This window comes from Mesorhizobium sp. M8A.F.Ca.ET.202.01.1.1, from assembly GCF_004791595.1.
GTDB lineage: Bacteria > Pseudomonadota > Alphaproteobacteria > Rhizobiales > Rhizobiaceae > Mesorhizobium.
The window spans coordinates 176,461-201,750 of record NZ_SRUN01000010.1 but is presented as its reverse complement, the minus strand read 5'-3'; the positions used below and the strand labels follow the sequence as shown (position 1 = coordinate 201,750).

The window sequence follows — 25,290 nt, the reverse complement described above, 5'->3', positions numbered from 1 at the left end:
GAGATGAGCGAAGCGAACGCCATAACCGTCGATGTGGTGTCGGACGTCGTCTGCCCGTGGTGCTTCATCGGTCAGAAGCGGCTGGACAAGGCGGTGGCGGCTGCCGGTGATGTCGAAGTGCACATACGGTGGCGGCCGTTCCAGCTCGATCCGACCATTCCGCCGCAAGGCAAGGACCGCCACGAATACATGCTGGCCAAGTTCGGCAGCGACGAGCGCATTCGCGAAATTCACGCCCGCATCGAACCGCTTGGCGAAGCCGAGGGCATTTCCTTTGCGTTCGATGCCATCAAGGTGGCGCCGAACACGCTCGACGCGCATCGGCTGATCCGCTGGGCCGGGGCCGCCGGCGAGGACGTCCAGAATCGGCTGGTGCGCCGCCTGTTCCAGTTGAATTTCGAAGAAGGCGCCAACATCGGCGACCACACCGTGCTGGTCGAAGCCGCCCGGGAGGCCGGCATGGATGCCTCTGTTGTTGAAACGCTGTTGCCGAGCGATGCCGATGTCGAAGCGGTTCGCACGGAAATCGCCACCGCGTCGCGCATGGGCATCACAGGCGTGCCGTGCTTCCTGATCGAGGGCAAATATGCCGTGATGGGCGCGCAGGACGCGGACACGCTGGCTGATGCGATCCGCCAGGTGGCGGCCGCCAAGGCGCGTGGCGAGTTGGAAAAGGCCGGCTGAGCCAGCCATCCCCGCGCCGCAGGGTTGCGTGAGCAAACTGAGCTCCGACGCCATGAATCAGACATCAAGGACGGCGTGTTTCGGGAATTCTGGTCAGTTCCCGATAAGAAACTCGGCCGGCCCAAACGATTTTTGAGTCACAAAACCGTGTCCGGAGCTTCCCTTGGGGAAGATTTGTCGCGGTAATTTATGCAGAGTCTAAAAGACTGAAATAAATAGAGATTTTCTGGTTATTGCCAGGCGTTCGGATGGCGATCCAGCCATCAATATGTTGCCTCAGGGCAACGGCTGCGGACGCAATCTCGCATGCCCGCTTTAAAAACTAATGGAAAATGATCAATTGGTGTTACCATCCGTAACAAAACAAAGAAGGTTTGGGCGGGATCGTGATTCGGATCGGCAGACGATCGCAAGAGTCAGTACCGGATGGACTACAAGGCGGTGCCTCAGGGCGGTCGCATCTGACGCCGGTATCCTCGATGCGCAATTTTTGGGGCCTCGTGCGAGCCTACTGGGTCTCGGACCGCTGGAAGGAAGCCTGGACGCTGACGCTGGTGATCGCGTTGCTCACCGCGCTGTCCAGCAAGGCCAGCGTGTGGTTCGCCATGGCTTCGGGCGAATTGGTGAATTCGATCGCCTTCCTGCACGATGCCGCCAACACTCGCCCGCTGGAGACAATCCTGACCAACGCCGGGGTGCTGGTGCTGCTGGTCCTGCTCAAGGATGCCGGCTTCACCGGTATACGCAATCTCGTCTCGGCAACCTTGCACCGCAAATGGCGTGGCTGGCTGAACGACCAATTCAACCAGGCCTTGCTCGACGGCAACCATACCCATTTCCATGCTCAACATGGTTCCGCGGACGGCGGCATCGTTGCGCCCGACAACGTTGACCAGCGCATCCAGGAATCGATCAAGGACATGACCGGCGGTGCGATCGGCCTCGCCATGGGCGTGCTGGGGCTGGCGACCTCGCTCTACTTTATCGGCCAGAACCTGTTGCAGTCGTCAGTTGAGGTCAAAGGTCTGGAGTTCCTTGGCAGCTATGGCAGCGCCGTTCTCGCCCTTCTTGCCGTTGCCACTTACGTGCCCCTAAACACCTGGATCGCCGTCAAGCTCGGTAGCCTGCTGGAACGTCTCAATATTCGCATGCAGAAGGCCGAGGGGAGCTATCGTAGCGAACTTACGACATTTCTGCGCCGCAGCTTCCATGTTGCCGCCTCACATGGCGAAGGCGTGCAGAAAGCGATGCACGACCGGCTCTATGTCGACATTGATCGTACCTGGGGACGGCTGAATGTCGTCAACACCAGCTATATGTCGTTCGAACTAATCTACAATTTCATCGGTGCCCGCATGGTAGCCTATGCTCCGGGCCTGGTGCCGTTCATCCACAGTCGCCTGGACTATAAAGGCTATATCACCGGCTCCGAAATGGTTGCCCAGCTCATCAGCCAGTGTTCGTGGTTCATCCATGTCATGCCCGCCATCGCCACGCTTCGCGCCAACAGCCAGCGTGTGACTGAGCTCGCCAACGCGATCGAGAATGTCCAGCACCCGCAGGAATTCTACAGCCAGAGCGGCCGTTCCGACTTCCACTACGCCAACCAGAATCCGGTTTTCGGCCTGACCATCCAGAAGCTGGAGTTGGCGCACCAGGGCGAGGACGCGACGCCATTCCTCAGTTCCGCCAACTTGCGCTTCCGGCGCGGCGAATGGACCTTCCTGAAAGGCGAATCCGGTTGCGGCAAGACCTCGCTGATCAAGGCGATCAACGGCTTGTGGCCCTACGGCCGCGGCACCATCGTCTTCCCCGAGGGCGTGAAGAGTTTTTATGCCGCCCAGGAGGTCAAGCTGCCGCAGGTGTCGCTGAAACAGCTGGTCTGCCTGCCCGGCTCCGAGCGCGACCATGGCGATGCCCAGGTTGCGTCCGCGCTGCACAAGGCTGGCCTTGGCGATTTCATCGAACACATGGCCAATGAAAGCCGCGAGGGTAAAAGCTGGGATCAGGTTCTGTCGGGCGGCCAGAAGCAGAAGCTTGTGGTGGCTCGTATCATACTGCAGCAGCCGGGGCTGCTGTTCCTCGACGAAGCGACCGGTGCTCTCGATCCTGACGGCAAGATTGCCTTCCACCAGGCCATCAAGGACAACTGCCCCGATGTGACGGTGATCAGTGTCATGCACGAAGCCGTGGCGCCGAGATCGGCTGCGGGGACCGAGTTCTACCACTCGATGGTCTTGATTGCCGACGGTGTCGCCACCAAGAAGCCGCTCGCCCCGAGCCTGCCCGTCGAACTCACCACGATCCTGGTCCAACCAAGGCCGGTCGAGGACAAATGGACGCGGTTCTCGCGCCGGCTGAAGCAGAAATAACGACGACGTAACGGGAACTTCCGCGTCAACCGGCGCGCCGTGATCACAGTCTCGCGATCAGGGCCGTTCGGGACTGTTTTCCCCCCTCACCGCGATTGACTCGGCAAGGCTCGCTCCTATGTTGCGCCGGCTTGCAGACAGTCAAAAGCGAACCCGCAAGCAGAAAGGTCACCGCGCCATGCCTGGCGATAGTCACAGTCGAACGCAACCGCCGTCCGCCTAGACGTGACCTGAATGGTTCACGTCCTGCCGGACGGCAAGGAGTGAACCATGAACGATTTTTTCCCCGTAGCGGACGATGAGGCCGTCGCCATCGCCCGCATCCTTGCCAACGACCATGTCGCCGACGTTGTCGAGGCGCTCAATCATGAGTCGCGCGAAACCGCGACGGAGCTGCTTTGCGCCGTGCCCTTCGAACGGCTGGTCGAGATTTTCGACCAGCCTGAGCTCGAAAGCGCGCCCGAATTGGCGGAGGCCCTGCCACGCCCCAAGGCGAGCAAGCTGCTCACCGCCATGTCCGTCGACCGCGCGGCCGACATTCTGCGCGAACTCGACGAGCCGGCACGCTCCGAACTGCTCGGCGCATTGGCCCCGCCACTGCGCGCGACCCTGCTTTCCATTCTGGGCTATCCCGAAGGCAGCGCCGCCTCGATCATGACGACGGAGTTCGTAAGCGTTCCCTCCGACTGGACCGTCGGGCGCACGCTCGATTACATCCGCAAGGTCGAGCGGACGCGCGAGACCATCTACGCAATCTACATCGTCGATCCACAAACACACCTCCTGGTGCGGTCGACGGGCTTGCGGCGGCTCATCACCGGTGAGCCGGGCGACTCGATCCTGTCGGTTGCGCCCGACCGCATGCCGGTGACGGTCAGCCCGCTGGCCGATCGCGAAAACCTGGCGCAGACGATCTCCAAATACGATCTGCTCGCCGTCCCTGTCGTCGACCACGGCAAGATCCTCGGCATCGTCACCATCGACGACATCATCGACACGATGATCGAGGAGACCACGGAGGACGTGCATCGGTTCGGCGGCATGGAGGCTCTGGACGAGCCGTATATGAAGATGAGCTTCGTCGCCATGATCAAGAAGCGTGGCGGCTGGCTTTGCGCGCTGTTCATCAGCGAGATGCTGACGGCCAATGCGATGCAAAGCTACGAGGGCGAGCTGGAGAAAGCGATCGTGTTGACGCTGTTCATCCCGCTGATCATGAGCTCCGGCGGCAATTCCGGCTCACAGGCTACCTCGTTGGTCATCCGGGCGCTGGCGTTGCGCGAGATCGGCCTTCGTGACTGGTGGCGGGTGGCGTTGCGCGAATTGCCCACCGGTCTCGTGCTCGGCGCCATGCTCGGCGTGGTCGGCGTCTGCCGGATCGCGCTCTGGCAATATATGGGCTTCTACGACTATGGCCCGCACTGGCCGCTGATTGCCGCAACGGTTGGTGCTGCACTGGTCGGCATCGTCACGTTCGGCTCGCTCTCGGGGTCGATGCTGCCTTTCGCCCTGAAACGGATCGGTTTCGACCCAGCCAGTGCGTCAGCGCCGTTCGTCGCCACGCTGGTCGATGTCACCGGACTGGTGATCTATTTCTCGGTGGCGCTCGTCATCCTGCGCGGCACGTTGCTATAGCGGTTTGACTGCCGCCGCCGGCCAGGGCTGGTGGCGGCGCGCCGGTAGGCGAGGCGTCAGATGCGCTCGCCGTCCTTCACCCGATAGGTCGGCTTGTACATGGTGACGAGCTCTTCTGCCGCGGTCGGATGCACGGCCATGGTGCGATCGAAATCGTCCTTGGTCAGCCCCGCCTTCAGTGGGATCCCGAGCAGCTGCGCCATTTCGCCGGCATCCGGCCCCAGTATGTGGGCGCCGAGAACCTTGCGCGAAGCGCCGTCGACGACCAGCTTGATCAGCATCTTTTCGTCACGGCCCGACAGCGTGTGCCGCATCGGCCGGAAACTGGCGCGGTAGATTTCGATATCGGCGAAGCGCTTGACGGCTTCGTCCTCCGACAAGCCGACCGTGCCGATTTCCGGCTGCGAGAAGACGGCAGTCGCGATCGTGTCGTGATCGGGCGCGGTCGGATTGTTCTTGAACGCCGTTTCGACGAAGCACATGGCTTCGTGAATCGCCACCGGCGTCAGCTGGACACGGTTGGTGACATCGCCGATCGCCCAGATATTGTCGATGTTGGTGCGGGAAAACCGGTCGACCTTGATCGCACCCGTCGCGGCGGTCATCTCGATGCCTACGCCTTCCAGGCCCATATTCTCGGTGTTGGGGATGCGGCCGATGGCCAGCATCACGTGGTCGACCGTTAGCACCTGCCCGCTCGTGAGCTGCGCGTCGAGCCGCCCGTCCGGCCGCTTGCTGACCGATTCGGAGACGGCATGGCAAAGGATTTTTATTCCCTTCTTTTCCATCGTCTCATGCAGCGTGCGCCGCAGGTCCATGTCGAAACGGCCAAGGATTTCCTTACCGCGATAGACCAGCGTGGTGTCTACGCCGAGGCCGTGAAAGATGTTGGCGAACTCGACCGCGATATAGCCCCCGCCCTCTATCATGATCGCCTTCGGCAGCTCCTTGAGATCGAAAGCCTCGTTGGAAAAGATACAGTGTTCGTGGCCGGGCAGTGCCGGATGGGCAGCCGGACGGCCGCCGGTGGCGATCAGGATCTGATCGGCGGTGACGGTGCGGTCCTCGCCCAGGAGATGGATCACGTGCGGGTCGACGATCATCGCCCGCGAATGAAAGGTCTCGCCACCCGAGCCCTCGACATTCCTCTTGTAGATCGCTTCCAGGCGGCTGATCTCGCGGTCCTTGTTGGCGACCAGCGTTTGCCAGTCGAAGCTGGCTTCCGGCACCGTCCAGCCATAACCGGCGGCGTCGGCAAAATGCTCGGGAAACTGCGAGGCATAGACATAGAGTTTCTTCGGCACGCAGCCCCTGATGACGCAGGTGCCACCGAAACGGTATTCTTCGGCGATACCGACGCGTTTGCCGAGTGCTGCCGCGACCCGCGCCGCCCTCACCCCGCCGGAGCCGCCGCCGATGACGAAGAGGTCGTAGTCGTAACCGGCCATGAAGCGGCTCCTTGAACGTCGAAAATGTGAGTGACAGGTAGGCCGCAAACCATCAAAAGAAAAGCCCGGACAGGCCGGGCTTTACAGATGGCCGCAAGGGCCGCGTTTGAAATGCAGGATCAGTTCTGCGTGCCGTCGGCGGGAGCCGATCCGTCCGCGGGGGCGGCGCCATCCGCCGGGGCCGCATTGTCTGCCGGAGCGGCGCCATCGGCGGGCGCGGGCGTAGGCGCAGCCACCGCCTCCGCTTTTGCCGCCGCCGCCAGAGTTTCGCCGACCTGCTGGGCAAGATCGCGGGCTACGCCGTTCTGCCAGATGTCGGCGGCCTTGACGAGGTCACGCGTCACGGTCGGGCCGCTGTCGAGCAGCTTCTTGCCGGACTCGGAACTGTAGAAGGCCGCGATGTCGGTGAGCTCCTTTTCGGAAAACACCTTCGCATAGGCAAGAGCCGCTTCCTTCTCGAGGTCCGCGCGGCGCGAGGCCAGCGCCAGCGCCTTCTCGTTTATCGTCTTGCCGATCAGCTCCTGCATGTCAGGGTTCTTCTGGATGAGCTGCGATTCGAGCGCCGCGGCGGCCTGCGGCAGGATGTTGTCGAACGGGTCGGTCGCGTGGATCGCGGCGACCGCGGCGCGTGCGGCCTTCAGATGCGATTCCGTGACGTCCTGCGCGAAGATAGGCGAGGAGAACGCGAAGACAGCCGAAGCCGCCACGAGAACTGAAAGACGGCGAACCCGGTTATGCAACATCATGATCGGTAGAACTCCCTGGTTTTCGGGCGGCATGGACGGTTTGGATACCGTCGCCGCCGGCGATGATGGCCGCTGACGCCAGCCCGATGAAAAGACCATGCTCGACCACGCCAGGAATGGCGTGGAGAGCATTCGAAAGCGCTCTTGTATCCGGAATGCGGCCAAAAGATGCATCGAGGATAAAATGGCCGCCGTCTGTAACAAAAGGCTGGCCTCCCGTCATCCTCAATGTCACCGGACCGGAAAGGCCGAGATTTCCGGCCACCACGGCCACGGCGATCTCGGTCGAGCGCAGGCCGAACTGATTGACTTCGATGGGAAGAGGAAACCGGCCGAGCGTCTCGACCATCTTCGAACGGTCGGCGATGACGATCATGCACTGCGAAGCCGCGGCCACGATCTTCTCACGCAGCAGCGCACCGCCGCCGCCCTTGATCAATGTCAGCTCACCGTCGACCTCGTCGGCGCCGTCGACGGTGAGATCGAGCTCGGGTGTTTCCTCCAGCGTCGACAGCGGCACACCGAGTTCGCGGCACAGCGCGGCGGTGCGTTCCGAGGTCGGCACGCCGATAATGGTCATGCCTGAGGCAACCTTGTCGGCGAGCAGCCGCACGAATTCCTCGGCAGTGGTGCCGGTGCCGATGCCGAGCCGCATGCCGTCGGTGACATGGGCAAGAGCCGCCCGCGCGGCCTCGACCTTCAATTGCCTCGCATCCATGCTGCTTGCTGCCCCGAAACCTGATGCACGTCGCCCAACAGTGACCTCGGTTTGGGAACGACATGCATGAAACAAAACCCAAGGCGTGTCGCATGGGTCCGTTTCGATGCGACGCGCTTTGGCGTTTGGGCTCCTAGCATTTTTGCTGGCCGGGTCAAAGCCCTTGGCGGCTGCGCCACCAGTTTGCTTGCCTTAAAGCGTCGCAGCCGCTATCGCCTGCCGATGCGCAAACCTGCTCAGGATGGATCATGAGTCGCCCGATCATCGTGTTCGACCTCGACGGAACGCTGATTGACACGGCGCCGGACTTGCTCGACAGCCTCAACCACAGCCTGGCGGCCAGCGAACTGGCGGCCGTCGACGAGGCCGGCTTCAAACGCTTCGTCGGCCATGGCGGCCGGGTGATGATCGAACGGGCGCATGCCGCGCAGCAACGATCCCTCAAGGTTGAGGAGCACGACCGGCTGCTGAAACTGTTCCTTGATCACTACACCGACAACATTCCGGGCAAATCCCGCCCCTACCCCGGCGTGATCGAGGCGATTGCCCGCTTTGAGAAGGCCGGCTATCTGCTGGCCGTCTGCACCAATAAATTCGAAGCCAATTCGCTGGCGCTGATCGAGGCGCTCGGCCTGACCAGGCATTTCGCGGCAATTGCCGGACAGGATACGTTCGCGTTTCGCAAACCCGATCCGCGCCACCTGATCGAAACCATCAAACTGGCCGGTGGCGATCCGCACCGCGCCTTGATGGTCGGCGATTCGCAAACCGATATCGACACTGCCAAGGCCGCCGGCATTCCTGTCGTCGCCGTCGATTTCGGCTACACCGATCGTCATGTGCGCGAGTTCGAGCCCTCGGCGGTGATATCGCATTTTGATGCATTGACGCTCGATCTGGCACAAGGGCTGATCGGCGCCGCCGCACACTGAGCGCCGGGGACGAAATCTCTCCGGAACGGGCCAGCCGGGACCGCGAATCCGATCTGTGTGAGAACACCAGACACTGCCTTGACTTAACCGGCCGGCCTCCCTTATATCGCGGCTCGCTTGGCCTTCGGGCAACGAGCGGGCGATTAGCTCAGCGGGAGAGCACACCCTTCACACGGGTGGGGTCGCAGGTTCAATCCCTGCATCGCCCACCATCCAACCTGAAGAAATCGTTGGATGTTCGGCCGCAATCAAATTCTCTTGAAAGCTTACTGGCGCGTAGGACAAGGCTTGCTGGCGCGTAAGCAAATGTAGGCCAGTGCAAAATCATGGTCGGAAACTCGACGTTCCAAGTCGTCCGAAAACACGACGGGTTTAGATGTCTTTCGTCGGCGCGGTCACGCTTCTTTTGGGCCAACAGTTCCCTGCCTCCGGAACCAACCAATACACCAGCGAGTTTCCCTCCGTCGAAACCTGAGGGAAAACCATGTCCAGATTGCTGCTGGCGACCAGCGTCGCCGTTCTTCTTACCAGCGGATCGGCCTTTGCCGCGGATGAAGCTCCCCTGCCGCCACCCAATGCCAAGAAGCTGTCGGAGATCATCGCGAAGGTCGAGCAACGCGACGGCTTTCGCTACGTGAAAGAAGTCGATTGGGACAAAGACGGCTACACCGTCACCTACTATACCTCGGACAAGGCAAAGGTCGAAATCGACTTCGATCCTGTGACGGCCGAACCAAAATAAGGTTCGCAGGGACCTCGTCGCCAATGCGCTGCCTCCGAGCATTCTCAGCGACGAAACGCGCGCCCACATTGTCCATCCTAGGGTATGTTATGCCTTGGACAAACCTGTTGGCTTGGGGGCTATGATGCGATGTTTCGCTGGAACCTATTTTCTGTCTGTACTCGCCATCATCCCAGCCGACGGCTTCCTTGCCGTTTCTCCCGCGCGAGCCGATGGCCCGTCCTTCAACTGCGCCAAGGCTGCAGTGCCCGCGGAAAAAGCGATCTGTGCCGACCCGCAGCTGTCGGCGATCGATCTGCTGGTTTCGAAGGCGTTCAAGGGATTCGAGCCGGCGTTCGGCGGCGACAAGCGCAGGATTGCCCGCGGGCTGATCGCCGACCGCAATGCCTGCGAGAGCGATACGGCCTGTATCGTCAGCGCCCTCAACAACGCCTTGCAGACCTATGGCAATGCGCCTTCCTGGATCCAGGACTACAACATCGCGCTGATTGGCAAGAAGGCGCTCGAAGCCGCCGGGCGAAACCCCGGGCACGTCGATCAGCCCCTGCCTTCGGCTATCGGCCAATGCGCATCGACGCACATCAAGACGCTTAGCGCCCGGCTCGGCGACGATCCGCTGGAAACGGCCAGTCCCGAAGCGGGCAGCGCGACCACGTTCACCAATGGCGGCGGGGCTGTCTCCTATGATCGCGAGGCCGGCTTGGCCGCCTCGAAGGTTGGAGAACCGGTCGTCATATGCCTGATCTCGATTCCCAGGGACTGCCCCAAGGACGACGACCGTGGCCGGGTCTATTATTCCGTCGACCTCGTCTCGAAAGGCTCCTGGGCTCTGCCGGATTCGCAGCATATGTGCGGCGGCGCCTGAACGGCGGGTTTCGTCCGTCCGCGTCGGGCCAAGACGCTGACAGTCTCTGTCTCCCCTTGCGTCAATTCGCCATTGATGGCTGATTGTGGAGTGACCGGGCTTCACGGGGGTGGGCATGTCGACTGCGAAGCACTTGATGAAGCGCGTCCTGATGATGCTCGCCGGCTATTTTGTCGCGATACTGGTTGGCCTGATCGCCGTGGTGGCGATCTATGCCGCGTTGAGCGCCCTGCCCAACGCGCCGGCCTATTTCGACCTCATGGGCGTCTCGCCGATCGCGGGCTTTGTGGTGCCGCCGCTCGGCATGTTGATCTATTTCCTGACGGTTGTGGTGACAGCGCCGCAGACGCTGATTTTCGCGCTGATCGCCGAGTTCTTCTCCCTGCGCAGCGTCCTGCTGCACATGTTCTTCGGCGCCGCGGCGGCCGCCGGCGGCTTCTTCCTGATCTGGCCGAGCGCGGCGGAAGACGTGGATCTGGAGCGCTGGGCCGACATCGGCATCATAGCCGCCGCTGGTCTTGTGGCCGGGCTGGTCTATTGGCTGATCGCCGGGCGCGACGCCGGTTTCCGGCGCCCGCTGTCGGAGCGTTGACTGTTAGCTCGACGGTGAGCGCACCGCCTCGGTCGCGTCTAGGGCCTGCTTCAGCCGCGAGTCGCGGTCATAGACGTCGCTGAAATACTCGACCTTGCCGGACATGTCGGGCCATGCCGTGAAATAGGCGACATAGACCGGGATCTTGCGCGTCACATCCTCGGTCGAGTGTCCGTGCTTCAGCTTCTCCGCGATATAATCGACAGAGGTGCCAAGCACCGCCGCCGCCATTCCTCGCGGATCCTGCAGGCGTACACAGCCATGGCTGAGCGCGCGCATGTCCTGCTTGAAGAATGATTTCTGGGGCGTGTCATGCATGTAGATCGCATGCTTGTTGGGGAACAGGATCTTCAATTCTCCCAGCGCATTGGCCTCGCTCGGCTGCTGGCGCACGCTGTAGGGAATGTTGGCGCCATAATCGCCCCAGTTGATCGCCGACGACGGAATGCGCTTGCCGCGTGAATCCGTCACCTCATAGCCGGCACGGTCGAGATAGCCGGGATCGCCACGCAATCTCGGCAGCATTTCGTTGACGATGATCGACTGCGGCACGCCCCAGTAGGGATGGAAATCGACCTGCTTGATCTGGTCGTAGAAGAAGGCCGTCTGGTTGGTGACACGGCCGACGACGGCGCGTGTCTTCAGCTTTTCCTGGCCGTCGTCAATGTAGCTCGCGGTGAAGGCGGGCTGGTTGATGAAAACACGCGGACTGCCGAGATCGGAAGGCAGCCAGCGCAGTTCTTCCAGCGCCACCTGAACCTTGAGCAGCCTGTCGGCCTTCGACGTCCCCGCCAGCAAGGCGACGGTGCGCGGTCCAATGACGCCGTCGCCCTTCATGCCCTCCTTCTGCTGCACCGCCTTGATCAGAGGGACCAGTTCGGGAACATAGACTTCGCTGGTTGCCAGCCGCGACAGCACCTCGCCATAGGTGCCGCCCATCTCGTCATCGAGATTGCGCGCGATCAGCGACAGGAGCTTCGGCAGTTCGGGGCTGGTTTCGCCCGGCTTCAGCAGCAGTTTCGGATCGACGACGATCTCGTTCTCGGCGCTCGCCTGCAGTGATTCCAGTTCGACGCGCAGCGCCTGGTACTCCGCATTCTGCGGATGGCGCGATTCGAGGTAGGTGCGAACTTCCTGTGTATGCGCCAGTGTTTTCAGCACGCCCACCATGTCGAGCGGCTTGGCCGGGAAATCGTAGTAGCCGGTCATGCGGTTGGGCTCGACACGGCCGCTCTGGGCGTCATGGGCGTAACGCAGGACACGCGCGGAAAGCGCCATCTCGAAACGGACGAGTTCCTTCAACTTGGCTGCGTCGTCCGCCGAGGTCGAACCGAGCGCAGGCACATCGACCGTGTAGTCGGCGGGCGTGAGGCCGTAGCTGGCAGCCTCGCCAAGCACCCGCACGGCATCTTGCGCACGGTTGTTGGGGCTTGTCCCGCCTACCCAAATGAAATCCGGGTTGGCAGAGTAGTAGGCGATCAGCGCCTTGGCGATGTCGGGCTCGGCATAGAGTTCGTAGTCGCTGAGGCCGGCAATGGCATCGTGGAAAGCAGCACCCGTGGCCGAGGGAACGAAAGCGGCATCTTGCGGCGCCGCCGGCTGCGGCGCGGTGGCCAGCGTCGAGAAGTCGACGCGCACCAGTCTGTCGGCCTTGTAAGTATAGTAGGACGGACTGCTGATCCTCGCACCGCCGCCGTCGCCACCGGCCGGCGCCTTCGGCTTGTGCTTTGGCGGAGGAGGCGGAAACTCGCCGTTCGGCTCATGCCTGATGCCGCCGCCGAACAGCATGTCGAAAAGCCCTTGGGCACCTGCCTGGGGCGTGCCGAAAGCCAGCGTCGCCGTAATCGCCACCAGCGGCATCACGGTTGCTTTTTTACCGAGGAAGTTCATGGATCACCCGCTCCGGCCGCAACCGGTTCCCGTTCCGCACGCTAGACCGTCCCGCTAACCGCATGGCGGATGTAAGGCGCGACTATACCGATTCATACCGATTTCGTTAAGCTTTCATAAATTTCGGCGGGCCTGTTGCAGAACGGTTTCACAAGATCGTGACGGCCGGGGCGACCTTTGGGTCGCCCCGGCCGCGGGGATCCCTGCGTCTTCAGGCGTTTGCGCCACCGTCGATGGTCAGCGCGGCTCCGGTGACGAAACGGCCCTCTGGACCTGCGAGCCAGGCAACCATGCCGGCGATGTCCTCCGCCTTGCCGAATCGCGGAGTTGCCATCTTCTTTCGCTGATGTTCGGCATGCGGGCCGTCGGCCGGGTTCATGTCGGTATCCGTCGAGCCGGGATGGACGACATTGGCGGTGATGCCGCGTGGCCCGAGGTCGCGGGCCAATGCCTTGGTCAGGCCGACCAGCGCCGCCTTGCTGGTCGAGTAGGCTCCCAGGTTGGTGTCGGTGACCCGTTCGGCCAGATTGCTGCCGATCGAGATGATCCTGCCGCCCTCGCCCATGTGTCTTGCCGCCGCTTTCGAGGCGATGAACGGCGCCCTCAGATTGACCGACATGGTTTCGTCGAAATCGGCAAGCGACAGCATATCGATGGGTGCGGCGCGCCAGATGCCGGCACTGTTGACCAGGATGTCGAGCCGGCCGAAGGCGGTCATCGCATCGGCAACCGCCTGGTCTATGGCTTCGGCGTCGCGGTTGTCGGCCTTGATCGCGATCGCGCGACCGCCCTTGGTCTCTATCTCGGCGACGACCGAGCGGGCCTGGTCCTCGCCATGCACATAGGTCAGCGCGACATCGGCCCCCTCCGCCGCGAGCCTTCGCGCGATTGCCGCGCCGATGCCGCGGCTGCCTCCGGTGACGAGTGCCGCCTTGCCGTTCAAATTCCTGGATGCCATCGGTTTCTCCATTTATGTAGTGATTGATACATAAATATCTGCCAGCCTTGCCTGATTGCGTCAACTCATTTATGTATCGATCAACACAGAAATGAACGTCATGTCGGAAAGAGGCCGTCCCCGCACCTTCGATCGAAACGCGGCCCTGCGGCGCGCGATGGATGTGTTCTGGACCAAGGGCTATGAAGGCGCGTCGATCAGCGACCTCGCGGCGGCGATGGGCATCAATTCGCCGAGCCTCTATGCCGCCTACGGCAGCAAGGAAGCCTTGTTCCTCGAGGCGACGGATCTCTATTCCCGCGTGGAAGGTGCCGATATCTGGCTCGCGCTCGAAGAGGCGCCAACGGCGCGCCTTGCGATCGAGCGGTTCCTGCGTCGGACCGCAAAGGCCTATTCGCAGACCGATCGCCCGCAGGGCTGCCTGATCGCGCTGGGTGCGCTGCACGAAGATTCGAGCCGGGGCGCGATCTGCGCGGATTTGCGGCGCCGCCGCGCCGAGAATCTAACCGCCCTGAAGAAGCGTCTCGAGCGCGGCGTGGCCGAGGGTGAACTGCCTGCCGACTTCAATTGCCGTGCCGCCGCGACCTTTTTTGCAACGGTCCAGCACGGCATGTCGATCCAGGCGCGCGACGGTGCTTCCCGTGCCGCCCTGCTGGCGACGGTGGCCGGGGCAATGGCCGCCTGGAAGACCATGGCCGACACCGCCGAGGCGTGACAAACACCGTTCGTTGTGCTCGAAATTCGACTTGCCAGCAAACCTGCGGCCGGGAGGGACGACGTGAAAAAAGGGTATCGCGAACTGCTGGATGAGGCCAACGCCGAGATCGACGTGGTTTCGCCCGAGGAAGCGGCAGGACTGCCTGAAGACGAAAGCACCATTTTCGTCGATCTCCGCGACCCTCGAGAGATCGAACGTGACGGCAGAATACCCGGAGCCAAGCATGTCACCCGTGGCATGCTGGAGTTCTGGATCGATCCCGAAAGTCCCTACCACAAGCCCTTCTTCGCTTCCGGAAAAAGCTTCGTCTTCTTCTGTGCCGGCGGCTGGCGTTCGGCGCTGGCCACCAAAACGGCGCAAGACATGGGGCTTTCGCCGGTCAAGCATATTCTCGGCGGCTACACGGCCTGGAAGGCAGCCGGATTGCCCGTAGAGTCCGGGGAAAAGAAGAAAGCCTGAATGCCGCTCAGTGGGCCAGCGACGCCCCGCGCTGCGTGGTCACGAAGCCGACGGCGCGTTCGACCACGCCCTTGTCGGCCAGAATGCGGCGATGGCCAAGCCCATCGGCCCAGTGAAGCCGCACATGGTCGCCTGCGCCAGCATAGCGTCGTGCGTGTTCAGCCGGCACTTCACGGTCATCGGGGGCATGAATGACCAGCGTCGGCACGGGCGCCTGGGCGAGCTGGCGGTCACCGGTGAATTCATGCAATGGCCGGCCAGAGAGATATTCAACACGGTCGGCCATGGCGATCTGCGAGCGGGGACCGACATTAAGCATGCGGCTGAAGTCGGCGAAGATTGCCGGCAGCGAGCTCGGTGCCGCGATCAGCACGAGGCGTGCGGCCGCCAGCGGCGGGATATCCTTGACGGAACCGGCAACGGCGTTGGTGGCGACGGCGCCGCCGAAGGAATGGCCGACGGCGGCCACGAACGGCCCGAACCATTCGCCGGCCACTCTGGCGGCTTCGACGGCGTTGACCATGTTCAGGTGCCTGCCCTGCGAATGGCCGTGACCGGGAAGGTCGAGCGAGACGACCCTATAGCCGGCAGCGCGAAAACCTTCGATCAGGGCGCGCATATATTCGGTGCGCGAGCGCCAGCCATGGATGACAAGGACGCTGCCGGCAGGCTCGCGGCCGGGCTCGGGACGAAATTCATGAACCATGACGCAGCCGGTCGCGGTTTTCAGCCGGTGATGCCGCGCCTCGGCCATGAACTCCGCGGCGCGGTCGATGGCGCGGCGCTCGCCGTCAGTCAATGTCCTGATGCTTGGCGTACGGCAGAACAATTCGAAAGCCGCGCGTCCGGTGATGCGCGGCGCGACATGTTCGGCCGCACCAAACACACCGCGGATGACCTTCAGCCCGAATGATGCCATAGTCAGAATCCATCCATACGTTCAAGCATGAACATAATAGTTCAAAGATGAACAATAAACAAGAGCTACCCTGGGACAACCCGCGTTTTCGCAACTGGGTCGCGGTGGCGCGCGCGTGCCATGTGCTGGAGCGCACGCTGGCGGTGAAACTCGCGCCGCTCGACCTGAAGCCAGCGCAACTCGACGTGCTGATGAACCTCTATCGCCATCCCGGCATGTCGCAGCACGACCTTGCCCGCAAGCTGCTCGTCGGCCGCTCCAACATCACCATGCTGTTGCCGCAGCTCGAGGCGCGTGGCCTACTGCGGCGGGAAGGCGATGAGAAGGACAAGCGCATCTTGCGGCTTACGCTGACCGAAGGCGGCGAGGCGCTGCTGATGCAGGCGCTGAAAGTGCATATGGCGCTGATCGAGAAGGCGATGAGCCAGTCGACGCCGGAACAATGCGACATGATCGGCGAGCAGATGCGCAAGATCTATGACGTGCTGAACGAGGCGTGATCGGCCTTTCCGCCCCTCAACTCACTACCACATCGATTTTTTAGCCCGCTCCGGCCATTCCCTGTCGTAGGTTTCGCCGTCGATATTCTTGCGGCTGGTGATTTCCAGGATCTTTCCGGGTGTCGGCAGCGATTTCGGATCGACATGCCTCTCCGGATTCCACAGTTCCGACCGCACGATCGCCCGGGCGCACTGGAAATAGACCGAATCGACATCGATCACCGTGACCGAACGCGCCGGCTTGCCGTCGACCATGAACGACGCACACGACGCCGCATCCGTGGTGATATGCGCCCGGCCATTGACGCGCAGCGTCGTGCCGGAGCCCGGCACCAGGAACAGCAGGCCGACGCGCGGGTCGCGGATGATGTTCTTCAACGAATCGGCACGGTTGTTGCCGCGCCGGTCCGGCATCATCAGCGTTTTCGCATCGACGATACGCACGAAGCCCGCGAGATCGCCGCGCGGCGAACAGTCCAGCCCCTCTGGGCCGCTGGTCGCGAGAGCGACGAAGGGGGACGCTTCGATAAAGGCGGCGTATTCGGGAATGACATGGTCGAGTTCCTTGACCACGGAGGCTTCGCCGGGCAGTCCGTAAAGGGCTTCGAGTTGTTCGATTGTGGTGATGACCGACATCTTCCGTCTCCCGATCCGCCGCCCCTACTCCCGACACGTGACGTTTTGACGACGCAATGGCGGCTAACGATCGCGGCTCAGGCCCTTCTCGGCGAGTTCCGCGAGATAGACGCTCCAGCGTGCGTCCTTCTCGTGGCCGAGCGTGTGCAGGTAATTCCAGGTGAAGATGCCGGTGTCATGGAAATCATCGAAGGTGATGCGCACGGCGTAATTGCCGACCGGTTCGATGTTCAGGATGGCCACATTGCGTTTGCCGGGAACCGTCACCCTTTGTTCCGGCGAATGACCCTGCACTTCCGCGGAAGGCGACGCCACGCGCAGCAACTCCGCCGGCAGCTCGAACGGCTGGTGGCCCGGAAACGTCACGGTGAGCAGCTTGCGGTCCTTCGAGACCCTCAGTTCTTTCGGCGCCGTCATGGTCGATCCTGCTTGAATTCCCCTTCCCTACGCTGCTTCGCTCCGTACGCAAAGGCGTCAACGGCGTCCGACACGCAATGTCGGTCGGGGAATGTTACCAAAGATCAAGGCAAGCTATCTTGAATGGCGGGCTGGATCGTATCACATAGCTGTATATAACGACGCCGTTAACGGCCACGGAAACGCTCGAACATGAACATGATCGACCCCTTCGGTCGCACGATCAGCTATCTCAGAGTGTCGGTCACCGACCGCTGCGATTTCCGCTGCACCTATTGCATGGCCGAGGATATGGCCTTCCTGCCCAAGAAGGACCTGTTGTCGCTGGAAGAACTCGACCGGCTCTGCACCGTGTTCATCGAAAAGGGTGTCAAGCGGTTGCGCCTCACCGGGGGTGAGCCGCTGGTGCGCAAGAACATCATGCACTTGGTGCGCCAGCTTTCGCGGCACCTCGAAAGCGGCGCGCTGGAAGAGCTGACGCTGACCACCAACGGCTCGCAGCTTTCGCGCTTCGCCGCCGAACTCGCCGATCGTGGTGTCAAGCGCATCAACGTTTCGCTCGACACGCTCGATGCCGACAAATTCCACGCCATCACGCGCTGGGGCAATCTCGGCAAGGTCATGGCCGGCATCGACGCGGCTCAGGCGGCCGGATTGAAAGTCAAGCTCAATGCGGTGGCGTTGAAGGATTTCAACGACGTCGAACTGCCCGAGATGATGCGCTGGGCGCATGGCCGCGGCATGGACCTGACCGTCATCGAGACCATGCCGATGGGCGAGATCGACGCCGACCGCACCGACCAGTATCTGCCGCTGTCGCTGCTGCGCGCTTCGCTTGAGCGCCAGTTCACGCTGACCGATATCCCCTTCAAGACCGGTGGCCCGGCCCGTTATGTCCATGTCGCCGAGACCGGCGGAAAACTCGGCTTCATCACGCCGATGACGCATAATTTCTGCGAAAGCTGCAACCGGGTCAGGCTGACCTGCACGGGCACGCTCTATATGTGCCTTGGCCAGGAGGATGCGGCCGATCTGCGCGCGCCGTTGCGCGCGTCCGAAGGCAACGAACTTGTCGCTGACGCCATAGACGAAGCCATCGGCCGCAAGCCGAAAGGTCATGACTTCATCATCGACCGCCGCACCAGCCGCCCTTCGGTGTCACGCCATATGAGTGTCACGGGCGGCTGACCTTCTCGTCTGTCTGTGCAAGAATTGCCCCGCAATCATCGGCTTCGGGTCAGACATGCGGTGGCTCTATTCAATCGTGGCATCGCTAGCCGTGGTCTCGGCGACCACCGCTATTGCCGCGCAATCCACCTATGTGAACGAGCGCTTCGGCACCGTCTGCACCTTTCCCGGCGATATCTTCACCGATCGCCAGCCCGAGCCTGAAAATGGCGACGGCCAGATGTGGCTGAGCGCGGACGGCGCCAGCCTGACCTGCTCCGGCATATTCAATGTCGATGACGACACGCCGAAGGGGTTCATTGCCGGCGAAAAGGCGAGCAATGAACCAGGGTACGAAGTCACCTACAGCAAAGCGGGCAAGGACTGGGCGGTGCTGTCGGGCGTGAAGGATGGAAAGATCTTTTATGAGCGGCGGCTGTTTGGCAGGGATGGCGTCATCCGCACGGTCTGGATCGATTATCCGCCGGCGGTGAAATCGAAATATGACCTGTTGGTCGGCGTCATCGCCGGCAGCCTCAAGGGGCCATGAGCCGTAGGCGGCCATCAGCATTTTAGCCACACCGCAAACAAATCTTTGTCCGCAAATATCGGTCTGATTTACTGGTGACGGTTTCCCGCCTAGCCTCCGTTCCGTAGCGGTTCTTCGCTTTCTCGGGGGATTACATCATGCGCGAACTTCTTCTTTCCTTCGCCCTGCTCGGCCTGGCCGCCCTGCCCGCGGCTGCCCAGTCGATCGGCGGCACTTACACCGTCGCCGGCACCAATTTCGACGGTTCGGCCTATGATGGCGAAGCCACCATCACACTGACCAGCGGGACCACCTGCGCGATCCATTGGGAGACGGGCGGCTCGTCTTCGGATGGCATCTGCATGCGCAACGACAATGCATTCTCCGCCGGCTACGTCATGGGCAAGGATATCGGCCTCGTCGTCTACAAGGTCGAGGATGACGGGTCGCTGCATGGCCTGTGGACCATCGCCGGCAAGGACGGCAACGGCACCGAGGTGCTGACGCCGAAGAAATAGACGTCGCCTCGGCTGTACAAGTGTCGGGAGACGACGCCGCCTTCCGACCGAATTCGTGCCTGATCCGGGATGATTTCACGCCGGCGACGATGTGTATCCGGTGCTGGCCCAGCCCTTTGCCATTGCTGTTTCGTGGCGGGCTGTTACAGGCTTGCTTGCTCAGGCAATCGGTAGGTGTCTTGCCCCTTTCCCCAAATCTTCGCGGCGCGTTGTTCATGGTGGTGGCGATGGTTGGCTTCACGCTCAACGACGCCATTACCAAATACTCTTCACAGTCGATGAACATGGCGCAAGTCATGCTGATCAGAGGGGCGTTCGCCTCGCTCTTCGTCGGCCTGCTGGCCTGGCAACGTGGCGCGCTTTTCCAGCCTCGCCTGATGCTGCAGCCACTGGTGGCGATCCGTGTGCTGAGTGAAGCGGGCGCTACCGTGTCCTTCCTGGTTGCGCTCGCGCATTTGCCGATTGGCAGTGTTTCGGCCGTCCTGCAAGCGCTGCCCCTGGCGGTGACGATGGGCGCGGCGCTGTTTTTCGGCGAAGCGGTCGGCTGGCGGCGCTGGCTGGCGATCGCTATCGGTTTTGCCGGGGTCATGATCATCGTGCGGCCGGGTTTCGAGGGCTTCAGCGTTTACTCGCTGGTGGCGCTGGCATCCGTCGCGTGCTGCACGGTGCGGGACCTCGCCACCAAACGCATCCCCCAGGCCATCCCGACGATGCTGGTCTCGACCGCCACCGCGCTTGCCATGACAGTCGTCGGCGCCTTCCTGTTGACGCCGATGGGTGGCTGGACCCCGATGACCGGCAAAAGCACGGCGCTGCTCGCGCTGGCCGCGGTGCTCGTGCTCATCGGCTATCAGTTCATCATCATGGCGATGCGCTCGGGCGAGATCTCCTTCATCGCGCCGTTCCGCTACACCGCGCTCCTCTGGTCGATCCTGCTTGGCTTGATCATCTTCGGTGACGTGCCGGACATGCCGATGATCGCCGGTGCGGCAATAGTCGTCGGCTCGGGTCTCTATGCGCTTTATCGCGAGCGCGTCGTCGGCCGGCGAAGGATCGTCGCCGAAAGCACCGGGCCGGCCATGGCGCCGGACGGAATCTAGCCGCGCCGTGAAGTCGCTTGCGATTTCACGCGGCTGGCGTACAGGCTGCGCAGAATGAATCGGGATGTCGCAGGGATCATTCTGGCCGGTGGCCAATCGAGACGGATCGGCGGTGGCGATAAAAGCCTTTTGCCGCTTGGCGACGGCTGTGTGCTTGACCAGATCCTGTCGCGGCTTGGCCCGCAGTTCGAGACCCTGGCGCTTAACGCCAATGGCGACCCGGCGCGGTTCGCCCGTTTCGGGCTACCGGTGCTCGCCGATACCGTCGAGGGCTTCGCCGGGCCGCTCGCCGGAATCCTCACCGGCCTCGAATGGGCCGCTGCCCGCACGCCTTGCACGGCGATCGTCACCGCTGCCGGCGACACGCCATTCCTGCCGCTGGATCTCGTCGATCGTCTGGAGGCGGCGGCCGGCGAACGTCCCGGTTCGATCGCGGTCGCTTTCTCGGCAGGCAGGCAGCACCCGACCTTCGCGCTATGGCCGGTCGGATGCCGCGACGCCTTGCGGCATTTCCTGGTCGATGAGCACAACAAGCGGGTTTCGGCCTTCATCGAACGGCACGGCCATGTCGAGGTCGAATTCCCGATCCTGCAATCCGCCGGACAATCCATCGATCCTTTCTTCAACATCAATGTGCCGGACGATCTTGCCCAGGCCGCGCGCCTGTTGCAGAGCATGACGTCATGAACAGACGCGTCTTCGGCATCACCGGCTGGAAAAACTCCGGCAAGACCACACTGACCGAGAAGTTGGTCGCCGAGCTCGTGCTGCGCGGCTGGAAGGTATCGACGGTCAAACACGCCCACCATGATTTCGACATCGACAAGCCAGGCGCGGACAGCTTCCGCCATCGCCAGGCCGGCGCCACCGAGGTTGCGATCGTGTCAGGCAATCGTTGGGCGTTGATGCACGAGTTGCGCGGCGAGGATGAGCCGCCGCTGGACGCCATCCTCTCGCGGCTCGCCCCATGCGACATCGTGCTGGTGGAAGGCTACAAGCGCGAACCCCACCGCAAGATCGAAACGAGGCGACTGGAAGCAAAGGAGCGGACGCCGCTTGCGGCGGGTGATCCCAATATTGTCGCCATCGCCGCGGATTTCGCCATCACCGGCCAGAGCTTGCCGGTGTTCGACCTCGACGACACGAAATCCATAGCCGACTTCATCGAGCGAACGACCGACCTCGTTGCTTGAGAAGTAACGTAACGGCAGAAGCCCATTGCCGATTTTGGCGGTTTTGCAGTTGCTTTTTTCTTGGAAAGAGTGGGAGTATCGGCCCAGCGGGCGGTCAAAAGCACCGCCCCACAGAGCCGTTTCGGAACGACGGCCGGGACCATAAAGAGAGGACTATCATGCGTATTGCACTGCGTATCGCGCTCGCCGCATCGGCTGCGCTGCTGACGCTCGGCGTAGCCCAGGCCCAGGAAAAGACCCTGAGGATCGGCACCGAGGGCGCCTACCCCCCATTCAACAACCTCACCGCCGATGGCCAGCTTGTCGGCTTCGACATCGACATCGCCAAGGCGCTTTGCGATGAGATGAAGGTCAAGTGCACCTTCGTGGCCCAGGATTGGGACGGCATCATTCCCGCACTTCAGGCCGGCAAGTTCGACGCCATCGTCGCCTCGATGTCGATCACGCCGGAGAGGAAGGAGAAGGTCGACTTCTCGCACAAATACTACAATACGCCGTCCGCAATCGCCGTGCCGAAGGATTCGCCTCTGAAGGGCGTGACCAAGGAAGACCTCGCCGGCAAGAACATCGGTGTGGCCACCACGACGACGCATTTCAACTATGCCTCGAAGACCTACACCGACAGCACCGTCAAGGGCTATCCGAGCAGCCCCGAGGAGCAGGCAGATCTTGCCAATGGCCGTCTCGACGCCATCGAGGACGATATCGTCGTGCTGCAGCAGTGGCTTGATTCGCCAGACGGCGCCTGCTGCAAGATCCTCGGCCAGCCCTCGCCGCAACCGGTCGAAATCTTCGGACCTGGCGCCGGCATCGCCGTTCGCAAGGGCGATACCGACTTGGTCAACAAGCTGAATTCCGCCATAGACGCCATCCGCGCCAACGGAAAATATAAGGAAATCAACGACAAGTACTTCAAGTTCGACGTCTACGGCGCCGAGTCCTGATAGTCTGTTGCCAAGGCGGCAGGGGTCCCCTGCCGCCTTGTTCATCTCGGGTGCGCCGTGGGGTAAGACCAGTCAATGCCAGCCCAAAGCATATGGACACTGCTGAGTTGGGGACCCGAGGGCTGGAGTGACGATATTGCCTATGGCGCGTTGGTCACCATCGCGCTTGCCCTTGCCACGCTGCCGATCGGCCTGACGATCGGCTTTTTCGTAGCCTGGGCCAAGCAATCCGAGGAACCGTCGCTGCGGGTGGCCGCCAACATCTACACCACCGTGTTTCGCGGCCTGCCGGAACTGGTGACGCTGTTCCTGTTCTTCTTCGGCATGCCTATCCTGCTGCAATACGTCATCCGCCTCTTCAAGCCCGAGGCGACGATCGACGTCGACAGCTTCATCGCCGGCATGATCGTGCTGTCGCTGATCTTTTCCTCCTATGCCAGCGAGGTGTTTCTTTCCGCCTTTCGCGCCATTCCCAAGGGCCAGTATGAAGGCGGCTACGCGATCGGCCTGTCGACATGGCTGACCATGCGCAAGGTGATCCTCCCTCAGCTGCTCCGCATCGCCTTTCCCGGCCTCGAGAATTGCTGGCTCAGCCTGCTCAAGGACACCGCACTGGTCTCGGTCGTCAACCTCGCCGAAACCTTGCGCAACGCCGGCGTGGCAGCGCGTGTCACGAAACACGCCTTCCTGTTCTACAGCGTGGCCGCGCTGGTTTTCCTCGCTCTGGCGATCCTGTCATCGATCGCGACCGGGTTCATCTTGCGCTCGCTGGGGCGGAGGGAGGCACGATGAGCGTCAGCCAAGCCATCTCCGTCGACCGGCCGCCGCCGCGGGCACGCGGCTGGCCGCGCACCCGTATCGTCGGGTACGCGCTCGTCGGCCTGTGGATTCTCTTCGGCCTCGGTATCCTCGCCTATCTCATCTACGCTTGGAATGGTGAGTTCTTTGCCAGATACGCGCCAGCCTATCTGCAGGGCCTGTGGACGACGCTGTCGCTCGTGGCGATTTCGATGGTGGTTGGCGCGATCTTTTCGTTGCCCGTCACCTATGGCCGCATGTCGAAGAGCCGTTTCCTGTCCGGCCTTGCCTACTGCTACGTCTATTTCTTCCGCGGCACGCCACTGCTGGTCCAGGTCTACCTCGTCTACTATGGCTTGGGCTCTTTCCGGCTGCAGCTTGAATCCGTCGGGCTGTGGTGGTTCTTCCGCGAGGCCTTCAACTGCGGCGTCTTCGCCTTCGCGCTCAACACCGCGGCCTACCAGGCCGAGATCCTGCGCGGCGCTATCGAAAGCGTGCCCAGGGGCCAATGGGAAGGAGCTGCTTCGCTCGGCCTGCACAAGCTGCAGACGCTGCGCAAGGTTGTCCTGCCGCAGGCCTTCATCGTGGCGTTGCGGCCCTATGGCAATGAACTGGTTCTGATGATCAAGGCCTCGGCCATCGTCGCCATCATCACGGTCTATGACCTCATGGGCAATGCGAAGCTCGCCTACGCCAAATCCTTCGACTTCCAGGCCTATGTCTGGGTCGCCATCGTCTATCTGGTGATGGTCGAGATCCTGCGCCATGGCATCGAATGGATCGAGCGCCGGATCACCATCCATCTGCATCGCTGACGCATCGCCGAACCGTTCCTGATCGGCCTGTGCCAGTCGATGCGGCGGCGCGCGCCTTGACGAATTCGTCGCATGGCCTAGAGCTTCCGCAACTGAAATCTCTGTTTCGCCGGAAGGACAAGGCATGGCATCGGTGGCATTTCTCGGTCTGGGCGTCATGGGTTATCCCATGGCCGGACATCTGAAGAACAAGGGCGGCCACGACGTCACCGTCTACAACCGCACCCAAGCCAAAGCCGAACAATGGGTCGCTCAACATGGCGGCAACCTTGCCGCGACGCCTGCGCAGGCCGCCGAGGGCAAGGATTTCGTCTTTTCCTGCGTCGGCAATGACGACGATTTGCGTTCGGTGACCACAGGGCCTGGAGGCGCCTTCAAGGCGATGAAGAAAGGCTCGGTCTTTATCGACAACACCACGGCTTCGGCGGAAGTCGCGCGCGAACTGGCGGAAGCCGCGCAGGCGAGCGGGTTCTCATTCCTCGACGCGCCGGTCTCCGGTGGCCAGGCCGGCGCCGAGAATGGCGTGCTGACCGTGATGGTCGGCGGCGATGAGGCTGCGTTCGACAGGGCCAGGCCGGTCATCGACGCCTTTGCCCGCATGGTCGGGCTGATGGGGTCGGCGGGTGCCGGCCAGCTCACCAAGATGATCAATCAGATCTGCATCGCCGGACTGGTGCAGGGCCTGTCGGAAGGCATCCATTTCGGCAAGAAGGCCGGGCTCGACATCGAAAAGGTGATCGAGGTGATTTCCAAGGGTGCGGCCGGCTCCTGGCAGATGGAAAACCGGCACAAGACCATGAATGCCGGCAAATATGATTTCGGTTTCGCCGTCGACTGGATGCGCAAGGACCTCGGCATCTGCCTGGCGGAGGCCGACCGCAACGGCGCCAGGCTGCCGGTGACAGCGCTTGTCGACCAGTTCTACAAGGATGTGCAGGCGATGGGCGGCAAGCGCTGGGACACGTCCTCGCTGCTGGCGCGGCTGGAGAAGTAGG

The 25,290-nt window shown here is 62.2% G+C and carries 28 protein-coding genes and 1 tRNA gene; 21 read left to right on the top strand and 8 right to left on the bottom strand.

Annotated elements, in window-relative coordinates; all coding sequences use genetic code 11:
- Positions 1-3: 3 nt before the first annotated feature.
- The 3 genes from EN845_RS21960 to mgtE all read left to right on the top strand — a co-directional run bounded on the left by EN845_RS21960 (position 4) and on the right by mgtE (position 4,691).
- Positions 4-684 carry a DsbA family protein gene (locus EN845_RS21960; RefSeq protein WP_127872434.1) on the top strand — a complete coding sequence of 227 codons (681 nt, stop codon included), beginning with the start codon at positions 4-6 and terminating at the stop codon, positions 682-684.
- 479 nt (positions 685-1,163) lie between these two features.
- The gene (locus EN845_RS21955; protein WP_167531431.1) at positions 1,164-3,056 is read left to right on the top strand and encodes an ABC transporter ATP-binding protein/permease; all 1,893 of its coding nucleotides are present in this window, start codon (positions 1,164-1,166) and stop codon (positions 3,054-3,056) included.
- 270 nt (positions 3,057-3,326) lie between these two features.
- Entirely contained in the window at positions 3,327-4,691 is a 1,365-nt protein-coding gene (mgtE, locus tag EN845_RS21950) for a magnesium transporter (RefSeq protein WP_127872436.1), read from the top strand.
- A gap of 56 nt (positions 4,692-4,747) precedes the next feature.
- On the opposite strand, the gene gor is transcribed toward mgtE, so the two are convergent.
- The 3 genes from gor to rpiA all read right to left on the bottom strand — a co-directional run bounded on the left by gor (position 4,748) and on the right by rpiA (position 7,603).
- The gene (gene gor / locus EN845_RS21945; RefSeq protein WP_127872437.1) at positions 4,748-6,139 is read right to left on the bottom strand and encodes a glutathione-disulfide reductase; all 1,392 of its coding nucleotides are present in this window, start codon (positions 6,137-6,139) and stop codon (positions 4,748-4,750) included.
- Positions 6,140-6,258: 119 nt separating this feature from the next.
- Positions 6,259-6,885, bottom strand: coding sequence for a DUF2059 domain-containing protein (locus EN845_RS21940; RefSeq protein WP_135907118.1), 627 nt, complete (start codon positions 6,883-6,885; stop codon positions 6,259-6,261).
- Positions 6,872-7,603, bottom strand: a complete 732-nt coding sequence (rpiA, locus tag EN845_RS21935) for a ribose-5-phosphate isomerase RpiA (protein ID WP_127872439.1) — start codon at positions 7,601-7,603, stop codon at positions 6,872-6,874. Before rpiA ends, EN845_RS21940 begins: the two co-directional genes overlap by 14 nt.
- 248 nt (positions 7,604-7,851) lie before the next feature.
- On the opposite strand from rpiA, the gene EN845_RS21930 reads away from it, so the two are divergent.
- From EN845_RS21930 to EN845_RS21910, 5 genes are all read left to right on the top strand, one after another.
- On the top strand, positions 7,852-8,535 hold the full coding sequence (locus EN845_RS21930; protein ID WP_127872440.1) for a phosphoglycolate phosphatase: 684 nt from the start codon (positions 7,852-7,854) through the stop codon (positions 8,533-8,535).
- Positions 8,536-8,672: 137 nt separating this feature from the next.
- A tRNA-Val gene (locus EN845_RS21925) sits at positions 8,673-8,747 on the top strand.
- A 272-nt stretch (positions 8,748-9,019) separates the two neighbouring features.
- Entirely contained in the window at positions 9,020-9,277 is a 258-nt protein-coding gene (locus EN845_RS21920) for a PepSY domain-containing protein (protein WP_127872441.1), read from the top strand.
- A gap of 121 nt (positions 9,278-9,398) precedes the next feature.
- Positions 9,399-10,142: a lysozyme inhibitor LprI family protein gene (locus EN845_RS21915; RefSeq protein WP_127872442.1), complete on the top strand. Its 744-nt coding sequence runs from the start codon at positions 9,399-9,401 to the stop codon at positions 10,140-10,142.
- 115 nt (positions 10,143-10,257) lie between these two features.
- On the top strand, positions 10,258-10,734 hold the full coding sequence (locus EN845_RS21910; protein ID WP_127872443.1) for a hypothetical protein: 477 nt from the start codon (positions 10,258-10,260) through the stop codon (positions 10,732-10,734).
- Positions 10,735-10,737: 3 nt separating this feature from the next.
- Here EN845_RS21910 and EN845_RS21905 read toward each other — a convergent pair whose 3' ends face one another.
- Positions 10,738-12,624 carry a murein L,D-transpeptidase gene (locus EN845_RS21905; protein WP_127872444.1) on the bottom strand — a complete coding sequence of 629 codons (1,887 nt, stop codon included), beginning with the start codon at positions 12,622-12,624 and terminating at the stop codon, positions 10,738-10,740.
- 211 nt (positions 12,625-12,835) lie between these two features.
- Positions 12,836-13,582, bottom strand: a complete 747-nt coding sequence (locus EN845_RS21900) for a 3-oxoacyl-ACP reductase family protein (protein ID WP_127872445.1) — start codon at positions 13,580-13,582, stop codon at positions 12,836-12,838.
- A gap of 100 nt (positions 13,583-13,682) precedes the next feature.
- Here EN845_RS21900 and EN845_RS21895 point away from each other — a divergent pair, with 100 nt between their 5' ends.
- Positions 13,683-14,297: a TetR/AcrR family transcriptional regulator gene (locus EN845_RS21895; RefSeq protein ID WP_127872446.1), complete on the top strand. Its 615-nt coding sequence runs from the start codon at positions 13,683-13,685 to the stop codon at positions 14,295-14,297.
- Between the two features lie 63 nt (positions 14,298-14,360).
- Positions 14,361-14,759 carry a rhodanese-like domain-containing protein gene (locus EN845_RS21890; protein WP_127872447.1) on the top strand — a complete coding sequence of 133 codons (399 nt, stop codon included), beginning with the start codon at positions 14,361-14,363 and terminating at the stop codon, positions 14,757-14,759.
- Positions 14,760-14,766: 7 nt separating this feature from the next.
- Here the strand turns inward: EN845_RS21890 and EN845_RS21885 are convergent, their stop codons facing one another.
- Positions 14,767-15,678 carry an alpha/beta fold hydrolase gene (locus EN845_RS21885; protein WP_127872448.1) on the bottom strand — a complete coding sequence of 304 codons (912 nt, stop codon included), beginning with the start codon at positions 15,676-15,678 and terminating at the stop codon, positions 14,767-14,769.
- A 47-nt stretch (positions 15,679-15,725) separates the two neighbouring features.
- Here EN845_RS21885 and EN845_RS21880 point away from each other — a divergent pair, with 47 nt between their 5' ends.
- Positions 15,726-16,178 (top strand): MarR family transcriptional regulator, encoded by a 453-nt coding sequence (locus EN845_RS21880; protein ID WP_127279942.1) that lies wholly within the window; start codon positions 15,726-15,728, stop codon positions 16,176-16,178.
- A 24-nt stretch (positions 16,179-16,202) separates the two neighbouring features.
- Here the strand turns inward: EN845_RS21880 and EN845_RS21875 are convergent, their stop codons facing one another.
- Positions 16,203-16,814 (bottom strand): pyridoxamine 5'-phosphate oxidase family protein, encoded by a 612-nt coding sequence (locus EN845_RS21875; protein ID WP_127872449.1) that lies wholly within the window; start codon positions 16,812-16,814, stop codon positions 16,203-16,205.
- 63 nt (positions 16,815-16,877) lie between these two features.
- Positions 16,878-17,231 (bottom strand): DUF971 domain-containing protein, encoded by a 354-nt coding sequence (locus tag EN845_RS21870; protein WP_127872450.1) that lies wholly within the window; start codon positions 17,229-17,231, stop codon positions 16,878-16,880.
- A 192-nt stretch (positions 17,232-17,423) separates the two neighbouring features.
- On the opposite strand from EN845_RS21870, the gene moaA reads away from it, so the two are divergent.
- The 10 genes from moaA (at position 17,424) to EN845_RS21820 (ending at position 25,289) form a co-directional block, all read left to right on the top strand.
- Positions 17,424-18,419 carry a GTP 3',8-cyclase MoaA gene (gene moaA, locus EN845_RS21865; RefSeq protein WP_127279945.1) on the top strand — a complete coding sequence of 332 codons (996 nt, stop codon included), beginning with the start codon at positions 17,424-17,426 and terminating at the stop codon, positions 18,417-18,419.
- A 76-nt stretch (positions 18,420-18,495) separates the two neighbouring features.
- Positions 18,496-18,948 (top strand): hypothetical protein, encoded by a 453-nt coding sequence (locus tag EN845_RS21860; RefSeq protein WP_245511780.1) that lies wholly within the window; start codon positions 18,496-18,498, stop codon positions 18,946-18,948.
- 137 nt (positions 18,949-19,085) lie between these two features.
- The gene (locus tag EN845_RS21855) at positions 19,086-19,445 is read left to right on the top strand and encodes a hypothetical protein (protein ID WP_127279947.1); all 360 of its coding nucleotides are present in this window, start codon (positions 19,086-19,088) and stop codon (positions 19,443-19,445) included.
- 179 nt (positions 19,446-19,624) lie between these two features.
- The gene (locus tag EN845_RS21850) at positions 19,625-20,545 is read left to right on the top strand and encodes a DMT family transporter (RefSeq protein WP_127872452.1); all 921 of its coding nucleotides are present in this window, start codon (positions 19,625-19,627) and stop codon (positions 20,543-20,545) included.
- A gap of 54 nt (positions 20,546-20,599) precedes the next feature.
- Complete coding sequence (gene mobA, locus EN845_RS21845; RefSeq protein ID WP_127872453.1) at positions 20,600-21,232, top strand: molybdenum cofactor guanylyltransferase MobA; 633 nt, start codon at positions 20,600-20,602, stop codon at positions 21,230-21,232.
- On the top strand, positions 21,229-21,738 hold the full coding sequence (gene mobB / locus EN845_RS21840) for a molybdopterin-guanine dinucleotide biosynthesis protein B (protein ID WP_127872454.1): 510 nt from the start codon (positions 21,229-21,231) through the stop codon (positions 21,736-21,738). Before mobA ends, mobB begins: the two co-directional genes overlap by 4 nt.
- 158 nt (positions 21,739-21,896) lie before the next feature.
- A complete protein-coding gene (locus EN845_RS21835) occupies positions 21,897-22,682 on the top strand; it encodes an ABC transporter substrate-binding protein (protein WP_127872455.1) in 786 nt (261 codons plus the stop codon).
- A 75-nt stretch (positions 22,683-22,757) separates the two neighbouring features.
- Positions 22,758-23,474, top strand: a complete 717-nt coding sequence (locus tag EN845_RS21830; protein ID WP_127872456.1) for an ABC transporter permease — start codon at positions 22,758-22,760, stop codon at positions 23,472-23,474.
- On the top strand, positions 23,471-24,295 hold the full coding sequence (locus EN845_RS21825; protein ID WP_127872457.1) for an ABC transporter permease: 825 nt from the start codon (positions 23,471-23,473) through the stop codon (positions 24,293-24,295). The genes EN845_RS21830 and EN845_RS21825 overlap by 4 nt, the downstream gene beginning before the upstream one ends.
- Positions 24,296-24,419: 124 nt before the next feature.
- Complete coding sequence (locus EN845_RS21820; RefSeq protein WP_127872458.1) at positions 24,420-25,289, top strand: NAD(P)-dependent oxidoreductase; 870 nt, start codon at positions 24,420-24,422, stop codon at positions 25,287-25,289.
- Position 25,290: the final 1 nt, after the last annotated feature.